A 13,543-nucleotide genomic window follows, 5' to 3' on the forward strand; every position below is an offset into this window, starting at 1 on the left:
TCTGACCTTTCCCGTCCGCCCCGTGCGGAGGTTTTCCGTTGCACTCCAGGCCTCAAATGGCGTAGCCGAGGGCGGTCCGGTCATCGGACCGGGAAACAGTTCTGAAGGGGTGGATCCATGCGCGTCGCGATGATCGGAACCGGATATGTTGGACTCGTCTCCGGGGCCTGCTTCGCTGATTTCGGCCATCACGTAACCTGTATCGACAAGAACCAGGAAAAGATCGACATGCTTCGCTCGGGCGGCGTGCCGATTTACGAGCCGGGGCTGGATCTGCTCGTCGCGCGCAATATCCGAGAAGGGCGCTTGGATTTCGAGACCGATCCTACCCAGGCCGTGCGTGAAGCCGACGTGGTCTTCATTGCGGTGGGCACCCCATCGCGTCGAGGCGATGGTCACGCCGATCTCAGCTATGTCTATGCGGCTGCGGAGGAAATCGCACGCGTCATGGACGGTTTCACCGTCGTGGTGACCAAGTCCACCGTCCCGGTCGGTACCGGCGACGAGGTCGAGGTGGTCATTAGGAAGGCGCGTCCCGACGGCGACTTCTCCGTGGTTTCCAATCCCGAATTCCTGCGCGAAGGCGCAGCGATCGAGGACTTCAAGCGCCCCGACCGGGTCGTAGTGGGCACCGGGTGCGAGCGCGCGCGCGAGGTGATGCGCGAGCTTTACCGTCCGCTTTTTCTCAATGAAACCCCGATCGTTTTCACCGAGCGGCGCACGTCCGAACTGATCAAGTATGCCGCGAATGCCTTCCTAGCGATGAAAATTACCTTCATCAACGAGATCGCCGATTTGTGTGAAGCGGTTGGGGCCAACGTCCAGGAGGTGGCACGCGGCATCGGTCTAGACAACAGGATCGGAAAGAAATTCCTTAACGCGGGACCGGGCTATGGCGGCTCGTGCTTTCCCAAGGACACGCTCGCCCTGACCCGCACCGCACAAGATGCCGGCCGGCCGCTGCGGCTAGTGGAGACCACGGTAGAAATCAATGATGCGAGGAAGATGCGCATGGCCGAAAAGGTCATCGAAGCCTGCGGCGGATCGGTTAAGGACAAGACGATCGCCGTGCTCGGCCTGACCTTCAAACCGGGGACTGACGACATGCGCGAAGCGCCTAGTCTGGTGATCATTCCGGCCCTACTGAAGGCCGGGGCCAAAGTTCAGGCCTATGATCCGGCCGGAATCTCGGAAGCAGAAACCATGCTGGAGGGCGTGACGTTCGTCTCCGGACCCTATCTTTGCGTCGAGGGCGCCGATGCGCTGGTGATCGTCACAGAATGGAACGAGTTCCGCGCCCTGGATCTCGACCGTGTGAAATCGGCCCTGCGCGATCCGGTGATCGTGGACCTGCGAAACATCTACGAGCCTGAGGAGATGGCGCGTCGTGGCATGAAATACATCAGCATCGGCCGGTCCTGATTCGTGGCCGTGCATTGATCCGGCCTCCGGCGCAGCAGTCAAGAGACCGTCATGAATATAAGAAAAGCCGTCCTCCCGGTCGCGGGTCTGGGTACGCGGGTGCTTCCGGCGACCAAGTCTATGCCCAAGGAAATGTTGCCAATCTTCGATCGCCCTGCGCTGCAGTACGTCGTCGATGAGGCCCTTGCCGCGGGGGTCGAGCACATTGTTTTCGTGACCGGGCGCAACAAGGCATCCATTGAGGATTACTTCGACCGGGCGTTTGAACTCGAGGCAGTTCTGGAGCGCACTGGGAAGATCGGCGCGCTGGAATCTCTGAGGTCGTCCCTGCCCGAGCCGGGCCAGTTCAGCTTTGTACGCCAACAGAGTCCGCTCGGGCTGGGTCATGCGATCTGGTGCGCCCGTGATGTCATCGGCAACGAGCCCTTCGCGGTCCTGCTGCCTGACATGGTCATGCGTTCGGCCGTGCCGTGCTTGCAGCAGATGGCCGCTGCGTTCGCGCGCTCGGGCGGCAATATCGTTTCGGTGCAGGACGTGCCCCGCGAGCAGGTGTCGCGCTACGGGATCGTCGACCCGGCTGGAGCCGATGGCGATCTCATCCGTATCCGAGGCATGGTCGAGAAACCAAGCGTGGACACCGCGCCCTCCACGATGATGATTTCCGGGCGCTATATCCTCCAGCCGGAAATTTTTTCCCTGATCGAGGCTCAAGATCCCGGCGCCGGGGGAGAGATTCAGCTCACCGACGCGATGGTGACCCTCATGGAGCGGTCCGACTTCTACGCCCTTCCTTTCGACGGTGAGATTTTCGACACCGGTTCCAAGACGGGCTATCTGGAAGCGTTCGCCGCGTTCGCCCTGGCCGACCGCCAGCATGGCGAAGCGGTCCGCACGATCCTGGAGCGGCTTCTTGCTGCCCGCTGAGACTTTTATCGAAGACGTGACATCGTCTGGCAGGCGGTGAGATGAAGGCGCGGCTCCTTACGCTTCTGCGATCGAGCGCGCTCGGCCGGGGATTGATAGAGTTTGCCGCCGAGCGCTTGGCCGGGCTGCGCCGCAGCGGCTTCGTGCATGGCCGCTTTCCGCGCTACCGGGCCTGGCATGACACCGTGCACGCGCGCGGCGCCTGTTCGCCGACGAACGGACCGCTGATCTCGGTGCTGATCCCCGCCTTCAATCCCGACTCGGCGCACTTTCGCGCGATGATCGCCTCGCTGCAGGCTCAGACCTATTCGCATTTCGAGGCGCTGATCTGCGATGACGGCTCTTCGGCGCGCGAGGCGTTCGCCTACATCGCGGAGGCGGCTGATCCGCGCATCCGCCTGATAGAACGCGGCGCGAACGGCGGCATTTCGGCCGCGACGAACACTGCGCTAGAACAGGCGAGTGGCGAGTTCACCGCCTTTCTCGACCAGGACGACAGCCTGGCGCCCGACGCGCTGGCCGCCATCGCCACCGCGTTCGCCAGAGAACCGGACGCGATCCTGGTCTATACCGACGAGGACAAGCTGGACCGGCGTGGCCGGCCCTGTGAACCCTATTTCAAGCCGGTCTTCGACCGAGCGCTCCTCTACCGGCGCAATTACATCAACCATCTGACCGCGATCCGGACCGGAGCGCTGCGCGCGCTAGGCGGCCTGGACGGACGCTATGACGGCGCGCAGGACTACGACCTCGTCCTGCGCGTGCTCGAACGGCACGGGCCGCAGGCCTTTGCCCACATGCCCCGTGTCGCCTATCACTGGCGCACGGGACGCTGGGCGCGCAGCTTGTCGCAGACGCGCGCGGGCCAGGTAGCTGCCGCGCGCAAGGCGGCGCTGGAGGCTCATCTGACGCGTCTGGGACAATCCGCCGAAATCTTTGCCGGCGCCGAACTCGACGTCCGATGGCCGGTGCCCGCACAGACCCGCGTGAGCGTCATCATTCCGACGCGCGACCGGCTCGACCTCATCGAACGATGCGTGCGTGAGGCACGGGCTTCGGCCGAAGGGGTCGTCTGCGAATGGATCCTCGTAGACAACGATTCTGTCGAGCAAGACACGATCGCCTGGTTCGAGCGGGAAGCGCGGCGCGCCGACACACGGGTCGTGCGCGCACCGGGCGGGTTCAATTTCTCGCACCTCGTCAACACCGGCGCGGCGCAAGCGCGCGGCGAACTTCTCCTCATACTGAACAACGACGTCTACGGCGGAAATCCCGGCTGGATCCTGGCCATGGCGGGCGAGGCGTTGCGCCCCTGGGCCGGCCCGGTCGGGGCCCAGTTGCTTTATCCAGATGGCCGGCTGCAGCATGGCGGCATCGCCCTGGGACTGGGCGGCGTGGCCGGTCATGTCATGAAGGGCGCCAAGCCCGGAGAGGCCGGCCCGTTCGGCCACCTCGCGCTCACGCGCACGGTCAGCGCGGTCACGGGGGCTTGCCTCATGGTGCGCCGCGCCGTGTTCGACGCGGTCGGCGGCTTCGATGCCGAGGCTTTTCCCATCGCCCTCAACGATGTGGACTTCTGTCTTCGTACCGCAAAGGCTGGTTACGAGACGGTCTGGACGCCGCACGCCCGACTCTACCATCGCGAAGGCGCGAGCCGGGGCCGCGAGACCGCGGAGGACGCGCGTTTTGCCGCCGAGATCGCCCATTTTCGGGCGCGCTGGGAGGGCGCTCTGAAGGCCGATCCCTATCTCAATCCAAATCTCGATCCGAGTGCCGAATTACTCGGCCTCGACTGGCAGATTGCCGACCGCTGCAAGACGCGCTCAGCGGCCTTCTTGTTTCTTTGACACATGCGCCCGCTGCCGGTAAGTAGGCCTCAGCCAGCCCATTTTTCGACATTTCTGGAACCCTTTATGAGATCCGTGCGCACCGCCATCGAGGATGTTCTCATTTTCGAGCCGACGCGTCATGGCGACGAGCGCGGGTTCTTTTCCGAGGTGTTCAATCTCTATGCTTTCCGCCGCGCCGGCCTTCCTGAAAGCATAGAGTTCGTGCAGGACAACCATTCGCTTTCGGCCGAGCAAGGCACAGTTCGCGGACTGCATTATCAGGCACCGCCGCACGCGCAGAACAAGCTCGTGCGCGTTGCGCACGGGGCAATTCTCGACGTCGTTGTCGATGTCCGAAAGGGCTCGCCCACCTATGGCGAGCACGTCCGGGTCGAGTTGAGCCGGGACAACTGGCGCCAGGTCCTCGTGCCCGCCGGCTTCCTGCACGGTTTCGTGACATTGGCCCCAAACACCGAGGTTCTATACAAGGTCGACGCGTACTTCTCGCGCGAATGCGATGGATCGGTCAGATGGAACGATCCCGCGCTCGGTATCGACTGGGGGGTCGATGCCGATCAAGCCGTGATCTCACGCAAGGACCGCGAGGCGCCGAGCTTCGCAGACTTTGATTCTCCGTTCGCATATGACAGATAGCGGCCGATGCTTGGCGGGCACAAAGAGGGGACAACACCATGAAGCTTCTCGTTACGGGCGGCGCGGGCTTTATCGGCTCATGCGTCGTTCGCAAGGCCGTCCTCGAGCGCGGCTACGATATCGTTAACGTCGACAAACTGACCTATGCGGCCAATCTGGACAATCTCGCGCCTGTCGCGGGCTCCGGCCGCCATACCCTGGTGCGCGCCGATATTGCCGACGAATCGCGGATGATTGAGGTCTTCGCCGATCATCAGCCCGATGCCGTCATGCACCTGGCCGCGGAATCCCACGTCGACCGCTCGATCGACGGGCCGGGCGATTTCATCCGCACCAATATCGTGGGCACATACGCGCTGCTGCAGGCCGCGCGGGCCTATCTGTCTTCTGCGCCCGAAGCAGTGCGCGAGCGGTTTCGCTTCCATCACGTGTCGACGGACGAAGTCTACGGATCGCTCGGCGAGGACGGAAAATTCGTCGAGACCACCCCGTATGCGCCGCGCTCGCCCTATTCGGCGAGCAAGGCCTCCTCGGATATGCTCGTGCGCGCCTGGGCGGAGACGTTCGATCTGCCGGTGGTAATTACCAACTGCTCGAATAATTACGGGCCCTATCAGTTTCCCGAAAAGCTCATTCCCGTCGTGACGCTCAATGCGCTGCACGGCCGGCCGATCCCGGTCTACGGGGACGGACGCAATGTGCGCGACTGGCTCTATGTCGACGACCATGCCGACGCCCTGCTCGCCGTGCTCGAAAACGGACGCCTCTACGAGACTTACAATATCGGTGGCGACAACGAGATGGCCAATATCGATCTGGTGCGCGAGATCTGCGCGATCATGGACCGACTTCGTCCGGAGGGCGCCCCCCACGCCGATCTCATCACCCATGTCACCGACCGCCCCGGGCACGACTTCCGCTATGCGATCAACGCCGGTAAAATCAAGCAGGAGCTTGGCTGGTCGCCGCGTGTCAAGGGCTTCGACGGCCTCGAGGAGACGGTGCGCTGGTATCTGGACAATGAATGGTGGTGGCGGCCCCTGGCTGAAGCGGGCCAGACGGGAAAGCGGCTCGGGCTCGCGGAGAGCTGAGCGGGGACTGCCAATGAAACGTGTCCCCATCCTGCAATTCGGCGCGACAGGCCAAGTGGCGCGCGAGATGATCCTGCGCGCGGCTGCCGCCGGCGCGGATGTGCATGCCCTTCCCCGTGAGGCCTGCGATCTGACGGATTCGACGGCGGTCGCGCGCGCCGTCCTCGACGCGCCGGCCGGGACCGCGATCGTCGTGAACGCTGCTGCCTACACTGCGGTCGACAAGGCTGAAACCGATCGCGAAACCGCGATGGCGGTCAATGCCGAGGCGCCCGCCGCGATGGCAAGGGCCTGCCAGGAGCGGGGGCTCGGCTTTATTCATCTGTCGACGGATTATGTCTTCAACGGCGACAAGCCGACGCCTTACGTCGAGGACGATCCCGTCGCGCCAATCGGACGCTACGGGGAATCGAAGCTGGCCGGAGAGGCTGCGGTGCGCGAAGCCCACCCCGACGCGGTGATCATCCGGACATCGTGGGTCTTCTCTCCCTGGGGAAAGAATTTTCTGCGCACGATGATGCGCCTGGCTTGCGAGCGCGACGAGCTCGGCATCGTCGATGACCAGCACGGCAGTCCGACCCCGGCCGGTGAAGTGGCCGACGCCGTCCTGCGGGTGGCGGCGGTTCTTGCCGAAAATCCGCAGGGCTATGGAGGCGTCTACCATTTCAGCGGCGGCGAGCCGACAACGTGGAAGCAGTTCGCCGACGCCATATTCGCCGAGATGACCCGGCGCGGCCTGAAGGTGCCCAGGGTCAACGCGATCACGACGTCGCAATATCCAACGCCTGCCGCAAGGCCGGCACACTCCGTGCTGGACTGCACCAAGATCGGCCGTGTTTTCAACATTCAACCAGCTGACTGGAAGGCCGCTCTGCGCCGCGACGTCGGGATGGCCGTCCAAGACGGGGACACATCGTCATGAATCGCAAGGGTATCATTCTGGCCGGCGGAAGCGGGACGCGTCTCTACCCCCTGACGCGCGCGCTCTCCAAGCAGATCCTGCCTGTCTACGACAAGCCGATGATCTACTACCCGATCTGGTCGCTGATGGCGGCCGGGATCCGGGAAATACTGATCATCACGACCGCCGAGCACCAGTCTCTGTTCCGCGAGCTGCTCGGTGACGGCAGGAAGTGGGGGCTGCGCTTCGAGTATGTCGTTCAGGATCGCCCAGAAGGCCTCGCTCAAGCGCTTGTTCTCGCCGAGGAGTTCCTCGAGGGCGGGCCCAGCGTGCTCATTCTCGGAGATAACATCTTTTACGGTTCCGGCTTTCGCGAACTCTGCCGCGAGGCGAACGAGAAGCGTGAAGGCGCCACGATCTTCGCCTACGAGGTCGAGGATCCTCAGCGCTACGGCGTCGTCGAGTTCGATGCCACAGGCAAGGTGCTCAGTCTCGAGGAAAAGCCCCAGGAACCGCGCTCCCGGTATGCCGTCGTGGGGCTCTACTTCTTCGACGAACACGCCAGCGCGATGGCGAAGACGATTAAGCCGTCCGCGCGGGGTGAGCTTGAGATCACCGACCTCAACAGACTCTATCTCGAGCGCGGCGCACTACACGTGAAGCGCATGGGCCGGGGCTATGCCTGGCTGGACACCGGAACAACGGAAAGCCTCCTGGAGGCTGCCGAATTCGTCCGGATCATAGAGCAGCGCCAAGGTCTCAAGGTGTCCTGCCCGGAAGAGGAAGCGTTCCGCTCCGGCTGGATCGACCGCGCGCAGCTGCGCACCCTGGCGGAGGAACTGCAGAAGAGCCCTTACGGCCAGTATCTGAAAAAGCTTGTCTGAGGCGGCAGGTGGACGTTCCGCTGGCGAGGCGTGCGGCTTCGCAAAGAATATGGTGAATGGGATCGACGGAAGACTGGGCCGATGGCTGACGGAAAGATGAAGAGCGAAGACGCCGCGCAAACCCGATCGCGTTCGAGCAAGCGCTCGCGCGGCGAAGCGAAGGCCGATTCCAGTTTCGCTTCAGATACCCAGAAGGCCGGCAAGAAGTCCAGGTCCCAATCCTCGCGCGCGTCCAAATCTAAGAAGAAGGGCAATTCGACGCGCGCTGCGAAGCGCGCCGAGACGTCCGGAAGCGTCGACACGTCCAAGTCCCGTTCCGGCGCGGCTTCGGCTGCGCCCGCGAAAGCCGGTTCGGCGGCGAAGGCAGGCAAGCGGTCCAAGGCTGAGGAGAATGCCGGAGACGCCAGGAAGTCTCGTGCCACAGCCAAGAAGGGCGCAGGCACCGCCAGCGGACGCACGCGAAGCCCGGCCAAGGCTGGCACTGCGTCGAAGCCGCCGCGCGCCCCCTCCGGCGCGAAAGGCGCGGCCGTCGAGGCGGCGGATCGAGCCGGGGCAAAGCCCAACGGGCCCCTCGCGCTCTCGCTGGACCAGCCCGGTAACCTCGAAGGCATCGAGGCCACCGGTGAGCGCTTCATTCCCGGTTCGAACATGTCGACCGAAGTCATGCTCGAGCACATGCACCGCTATGTCGCCGCAGCCGAGCTGTGCCGGGAAAGGCATGTTCTCGATATCGCCTCCGGCTCGGGTTACGGCTCTTTCCTGCTGGGTCAGACCGCCGCCTCGGTGCTCGGCGTCGATGTCGATCACGCCGCGATCAGGGATGCCCAGCGGGTCTTTGCTAGCGATACGGTCTCGTTCCGTAGAGGCTCGGCCGAAGCCATACCCGCCGGCGACAACAGCTTCGACTGCGTCGTGAGCTTCGAAACCATCGAGCACATCGAGGCTCACGATCAGTTCCTGACGGAAATCCGAAGGGTCTTGAAGCCGGGCGGCCTCCTCATCATGAGTTCGCCTGACAAGGTGATCTACAACGCCGCTCAGCCCGAACCGAACCCATACCACCTCAAGGAACTCACCGAGCACGAGTTCCGCAGCCTGCTTGCCAGGTATTTCGAGAACGTCTCGATCGCGCGGCAGCGCGTCACCGTCGCTTCGGTGCTCGCGAGCGATGAGGACGAAGCCGGGACCTTGCGCTTTGGCGGCCAGCGCTCGGATCAGGGCCGGATCGAAGTCAGCCGGATCCTGCCCGAAAGCCCCTATTTGATCGCGTTGTGTTCCGATCTCGAACTACCCAAGCTGCCCACGGGGCTCTTCGAAGGGGTCCGCAGGATCAATCCCATCGCCTCTCTCGAGGGGGGCGTCGCGGAGCGCGATGCGCGCATCGTGTCCCAGATGCGCGAGATCGAAGAGCTGCGGCAGGCCGAAGAGCGAATCCGCTCGGAGATCGACACGGAAAAGGCACGGCTAGAAGGCGAGCGCCAACAGCTGAAAAAGGACTATCAGGACCGCGACGCCGAGATGCGTCGGCGTAAGGACATGGCGGATGCCGATTTCGCCCGCAAGAGGAAGGAGATCGAGAATGAACTTCGGCTCTTGGGGCGCGAACGCGAGGTCTGGGAAAAGGAAAAGGCGCAACGCGACTCCCGATATGAAACCCAGATCGAGGCGCTCGATCGCGAGGTCAGGCGGCTGACCCAGTCGCTTGGTATCGCGGAGGGCGAACTCGCGGAGCTGACCCGGGAAAGACTCGACCTGGCCGTCAAGCTCGCGGATTCCCAGGCCCGGCTCGAGAGCCGGTCGGAGAGGGCGGAGGAACTGAGCGCTCGTGCGGCGAAGCTTGAGGAGGCCCTGGTACGGGCGCGAAGCGAGTTCGAGGATCGAACTCGCCAGCTTCGCGAGACCGAGGGCGAGCGCGATGCATTGAAAGCCCAGATCGGGGAGGCCGTCGACCGTGTCCAGCAACTCGAAACCGCGATGCAGGACCGCGAGCAGGCCCTGAACGCGCTGGCGCAGGAGCGCGAGACCCTGCGCCAGGAGGCCGTCGAGGCTGCCGAACGCATCGAGCGCCTGGAGGCGAGCGGGCGCGAGCGCGAAGAGGCCCTGAACGCGCTGGCGCAGGAGCGCGAGACCCTGCGCCAGGAGACCGTCGAGGCTGCCGAACGCATCGAGCGCCTGGAGGCGAGCGGGCGCGAGCGCGAAGAGGCCCTGAACGCGCTGGCGCAGGAGCGCGAGACCCTGCGCCAGGAGATCGTCGAGGCTGCCGAACGCCTAGAGGCAAGCGGCCGCGAGCGGGACGAGGCGCAGCGCCGCAATGACGATCTCGCATCGGCACTGGTCGACGCGCAGCGCGAGAGAGACGAACGCGAGGCGCAGCTAAGTGCCCTCCAAGATGATGTCGCCAAGGTCCGTCAGCGCCACGAATCCGATCTCAGGGCGCTCGATGCCGCAAATGCCGAGGCCGCACGGCTCGGCGAGCGAGCGCGCCGTGCGGCCGAGCTGGAGCAGGAGATCATCCAGCTTTGGGCCAGTGATGCGCGCCGGCGCACGCTGCGCCGTGCCGGCCGCTATCTGGCCCGCAAGGGCCAGGCCGGAAGGGCCGCGGCCCTGCTCAGCGGACTCTACCAGCCCGGCCTTCTCGTCCGGCCCTTGCGGGCGATATCTGTTCTCAATCAGGCCAAGGTCCTGGAACGGAGTTCGCTCTTCGATGCGGACTTTTACCGCAGCACCTATCCCGACGTGGCCAGCCGCGGCGAGGACCCCGTGCTCCACTATCTGCTTCGCGGAGCGGACGAGGGCAGGAATCCCGGTCCGGATTTTTCCACGCGGCGCTATCTCAGTCAGAATCCCGATGTCGCCAGCAGCGGTCTGAACCCGCTCTACCACTTCATCAAATTCGGTGTGAACGAGAACCGGTCCACCGGTCTGTTGTCGCGCCCTCCCGGCCCCGTTGCCGATCAGGGCGCGGAACCGCCGGCCGAGGAAGTCTATTCCTACGAGATCCGCCCGGACGATATCGTGAAGAGCGAAGTCCAGGCGGGAGAAAATTTCCTGAGCGCTCACGCCCTGCTTGGCGACGCGCCGCGGTTCGGCGCCGCCGTAGAGGAGCTGGCGCGTCTGCGTCCGTCCTATGTCACCACCCCCGAAACCGTGCCGGCCGTCTCGATCGTCATCCCGGTCTACGGTCAGCTGGCCTATACCTTGAACTGCTTGTCCTCGCTCGCGGGCCATCATAGCGGCCACGGCGCCGAAATCATCGTCGTCGACGACTCCTCGATCGATGAAACCCCGACCTATCTGCCGCAAATCCCCTGGATCCGGTATGTCCGTCAGCCAAAGAACGGGGGCTTCATCGCGTCGTGCAACCGCGGCGCCGCCGAGGCGCGCGGCCAGACGCTGGTTTTCCTGAACAACGACACGCGCGTCGTGCCGGGCTGGCTCGACGAGTTGATCGGCTCGTTCTCGCTGTTCCCCGATGCCGGTCTGGTCGGTTCGAAGCTCTTCTATCCCGACGGCAGCCTGCAGGAAGCCGGCGGTATCGTATGGCGTGACGGTTCGGCCTGGAATTACGGGCGAAACGACGATCCGGGACGTCCCGAATACTGCTACGCGCGCCAGGTCGATTACTGTTCGGGGGCCTCGATCGCGGTTCCGCGCACGGTATGGGACGAAGTCGGTGGCTTCGACGGGGAGTACTACGAACGCTCCTATTGCGAGGATTCAGACCTCGCCTTCCAGATCCGCGCAACCGGGCGCGAGACTTGGTTCCAGCCCCTCTCGCGCGTCGTTCACTACGAAGGCAAGACGTCCGGTACGGATCTGGGCGGCGGCGAGAAGGCCTACCAGGTCAGAAACCAGAAGAAATTCTTCGACCGCTGGTCCGTCGTGCTCGAGCGGCATGCCCCGAACGGCGTGGAGCCATTCCTGGAGTCGGACAGGCCCCGCAAGGGCCTGGCTCTGGTGTTCGACGCGAACACGCCACGCCCCGATCATGACGCGGGATCCATCACCGCGCTGAGCTATCTTGATTCCTATCTCGCCATGGGCTTGCGGCCGGTCTTCGCGGCCCAGGACAATTTCCTTTACCTGGGCCGCTATACGCGCGACATGCAGCGGCGCGGGATCATGGTCGTGTACTCGCCCTACTACAAGACGGTGGAAAGCGTGATCGCGCTTGCGCGCACGAAGGATGCGCTGGTCCAGGCCTTCCGCCATCAGGTCGGCGAGGCCGTCATCCGGCCCCTTCGCGATGCGAGGCCGGATATTCCCTTCATCTTCCACAACTCGGATCTGCACTTTCAGAGAATGCAGCGCGAAGCGAGTCTGACCGGGGATTCCGAGCTGTTCTCGCGCGCCGAGCAGGTCAAGGCCAGGGAATTGCAGATGTTCCGGGCTGCGGACTGCAACATCGTCCATACGCCGGAGGAGGCGAAAACTCTCAACGATCTCGAAGCCGGGCTCAATGTGCAGGTTCTGCCGCACGTCTATCCGGTTCACGGGACGCAAACCGAGTTCTCCAGGCGCTTCGATATCGCCTTTCTCGGCGGCTATCGTCATCCGCCCAATGTCGACGCGGTGCGCTGGTTCGCGCAGTCCATCTGGCCGCAGCTGAAGGCAAGGCTCGGCGGTGCACGTTTCCTGGCCATCGGCGCGGAGCCACCGCCGGAACTGCTTTCGCTGCAGGCCGACGATTTCGTGGTGACGGGGCGGGTGGACGATCTGCGTCCCTATCTGGATTCGGTCCGCGTCTTCGTCGCTCCCCTGCGTTACGGCGCGGGGCTGAAGGCGAAAGTCGCCACGGCCCTGTCCTACGGGGTGCCCTCGGTCGTCACATCCGTCGCGGCGGAGGGTATGGAGCTCGCGGCCGAGCGTGAAGTGCTCATTGCCGACGAGGCCGGGGCGTTCTGCGACGCCGTCGAGCGGCTGTACAATGATGAAGCGCTCTGGAAGTACATGTCGGTGGCCGGCCAAAATTTCGTGCAGCGCAACTATTCCGAGTGGAAAGCCCGGAAGAAGGTTCTGCAAATCGTCTCATCCGCGCGGCGAAACCGCAACGCACGCCAGGTTCAGGAAAAGTAGATGAAAGAGTGTAGCAAGTTCGTCCTTCGCCGATCGAACGACAAGAAGTTCGCGTGCAAGTATCTCGTCGGAGACGGCGTGGACATCGGCGGCGAACCCGATCCGCTCGCCCTGTATCGCACCGTCTTTCCGCTGATTACCAGCGTGAAGACCTGGGATCTCGGCGATGGCGACGCCCAGTTCATGGCCGGCGTGGAAGACGGCCGCTACGACTTCGTGTTCTCCAGCCATTGCCTCGAGCATCTGCGCGATCCCTTCGAGGGACTGAAGAACTGGTTGCGCGTGGTGAAGCCGGGCGGACACATCGTCTTCATGATCCCCGAGGAGGACATGTACGAGCGGGGCGTATGGCCCAGCACCCACAACCGCGACCACAAGCGCACCTTCACGGTCTTCAAGGAGAAGAGCTGGAGCCCGGATACCACCAATGTGCTCGATCTCGTGAAATCGCTCGGAGCGTATGCGGATCTGCGCCATCTGCAGGTCATCGACCAGACCTACCACCAGGACTGGCCGCGGTACGATCAGACGCTGACGCCGGTGACCGAAGCCGCCATCGAAGTGGTCATCCGCAAGCGCACGGACGAGGAAGTTCAGGCCGGCGGACGCCATCTGACGCAGTCCGAGCAGCCGAGCCCGTTTGTGAGGCGCTATCTCAACCAGTACAAGGCCGATCATGAGGTGCTGAAGCGTCATACCGACAAGGACAAGCTGTTCTCCGACGAGTCCGAGGTTTGACGAGATCGGTCCGGCCCGCTGGTG

The 13,543-nt window shown here is 63.9% G+C and carries 9 protein-coding genes; all 9 read left to right on the plus strand.

Features of this window, described 5'->3' with window-relative positions; all coding sequences use genetic code 11:
- The first annotated feature begins 117 nt into the window (after nt 1-117).
- The 9 genes from JW792_RS15970 to JW792_RS16010 all read left to right on the plus strand — a co-directional run bounded on the left by JW792_RS15970 (nt 118) and on the right by JW792_RS16010 (nt 13,519).
- Complete coding sequence (locus tag JW792_RS15970; protein WP_135994815.1) at nt 118-1,422, plus strand: UDP-glucose dehydrogenase family protein; 1,305 nt, start codon at nt 118-120, stop codon at nt 1,420-1,422.
- A 51-nt stretch (nt 1,423-1,473) separates the two neighbouring features.
- Nucleotides 1,474-2,346 (plus strand): UTP--glucose-1-phosphate uridylyltransferase GalU, encoded by an 873-nt coding sequence (gene galU / locus JW792_RS15975; RefSeq protein ID WP_135994814.1) that lies wholly within the window; start codon nt 1,474-1,476, stop codon nt 2,344-2,346.
- Between the two features lie 41 nt (nt 2,347-2,387).
- A complete protein-coding gene (locus tag JW792_RS15980; protein ID WP_135994813.1) occupies nt 2,388-4,193 on the plus strand; it encodes a glycosyltransferase family 2 protein in 1,806 nt (601 codons plus the stop codon).
- Nucleotides 4,194-4,259: 66 nt separating this feature from the next.
- A complete protein-coding gene (gene rfbC / locus JW792_RS15985; RefSeq protein ID WP_135994812.1) occupies nt 4,260-4,829 on the plus strand; it encodes a dTDP-4-dehydrorhamnose 3,5-epimerase in 570 nt (189 codons plus the stop codon).
- A 38-nt stretch (nt 4,830-4,867) separates the two neighbouring features.
- Nucleotides 4,868-5,920 (plus strand): dTDP-glucose 4,6-dehydratase, encoded by a 1,053-nt coding sequence (gene rfbB / locus JW792_RS15990; protein ID WP_135994811.1) that lies wholly within the window; start codon nt 4,868-4,870, stop codon nt 5,918-5,920.
- Between the two features lie 13 nt (nt 5,921-5,933).
- Nucleotides 5,934-6,842, plus strand: a complete 909-nt coding sequence (gene rfbD / locus JW792_RS15995; protein WP_135994810.1) for a dTDP-4-dehydrorhamnose reductase — start codon at nt 5,934-5,936, stop codon at nt 6,840-6,842.
- Nucleotides 6,839-7,705: a glucose-1-phosphate thymidylyltransferase RfbA gene (gene rfbA / locus JW792_RS16000; RefSeq protein ID WP_135994809.1), complete on the plus strand. Its 867-nt coding sequence runs from the start codon at nt 6,839-6,841 to the stop codon at nt 7,703-7,705. The genes rfbD and rfbA overlap by 4 nt, the downstream gene beginning before the upstream one ends.
- Nucleotides 7,706-7,786: 81 nt before the next feature.
- Nucleotides 7,787-12,781, plus strand: a complete 4,995-nt coding sequence (locus tag JW792_RS16005; RefSeq protein WP_135994808.1) for a methyltransferase domain-containing protein — start codon at nt 7,787-7,789, stop codon at nt 12,779-12,781.
- Nucleotides 12,782-13,519, plus strand: a complete 738-nt coding sequence (locus tag JW792_RS16010) for a class I SAM-dependent methyltransferase (RefSeq protein WP_135994807.1) — start codon at nt 12,782-12,784, stop codon at nt 13,517-13,519. It abuts the gene before it with no gap.
- Nucleotides 13,520-13,543: the final 24 nt, after the last annotated feature.

The sequence above is a fragment of the Marinicauda algicola genome (assembly GCF_017161425.1).
GTDB classification, from domain to species: domain Bacteria; phylum Pseudomonadota; class Alphaproteobacteria; order Caulobacterales; family Maricaulaceae; genus Marinicauda; species Marinicauda algicola.

What these genes read in the sequence shown, in the direction of transcription:
- rfbD (WP_135994810.1), top strand. Translation starts at nt 5,934, where the DNA reads ATGAAACGTGTCCCCATCCTGCAATTCGGCGCGACAGGCCAAGTGGCG.
- rfbA (WP_135994809.1), top strand. Translation starts at nt 6,839, where the DNA reads ATGAATCGCAAGGGTATCATTCTGGCCGGCGGAAGCGGGACGCGTCTC.
- rfbC (WP_135994812.1), top strand. Translation starts at nt 4,260, where the DNA reads ATGAGATCCGTGCGCACCGCCATCGAGGATGTTCTCATTTTCGAGCCG.
- JW792_RS16005 (WP_135994808.1), top strand. Translation starts at nt 7,787, where the DNA reads ATGGCTGACGGAAAGATGAAGAGCGAAGACGCCGCGCAAACCCGATCG.
- galU (WP_135994814.1), top strand. Translation starts at nt 1,474, where the DNA reads ATGAATATAAGAAAAGCCGTCCTCCCGGTCGCGGGTCTGGGTACGCGG.
- JW792_RS15980 (WP_135994813.1), top strand. Translation starts at nt 2,388, where the DNA reads ATGAAGGCGCGGCTCCTTACGCTTCTGCGATCGAGCGCGCTCGGCCGG.
- rfbB (WP_135994811.1), top strand. Translation starts at nt 4,868, where the DNA reads ATGAAGCTTCTCGTTACGGGCGGCGCGGGCTTTATCGGCTCATGCGTC.
- JW792_RS15970 (WP_135994815.1), top strand. Translation starts at nt 118, where the DNA reads ATGCGCGTCGCGATGATCGGAACCGGATATGTTGGACTCGTCTCCGGG.
- JW792_RS16010 (WP_135994807.1), top strand. Translation starts at nt 12,782, where the DNA reads ATGAAAGAGTGTAGCAAGTTCGTCCTTCGCCGATCGAACGACAAGAAG.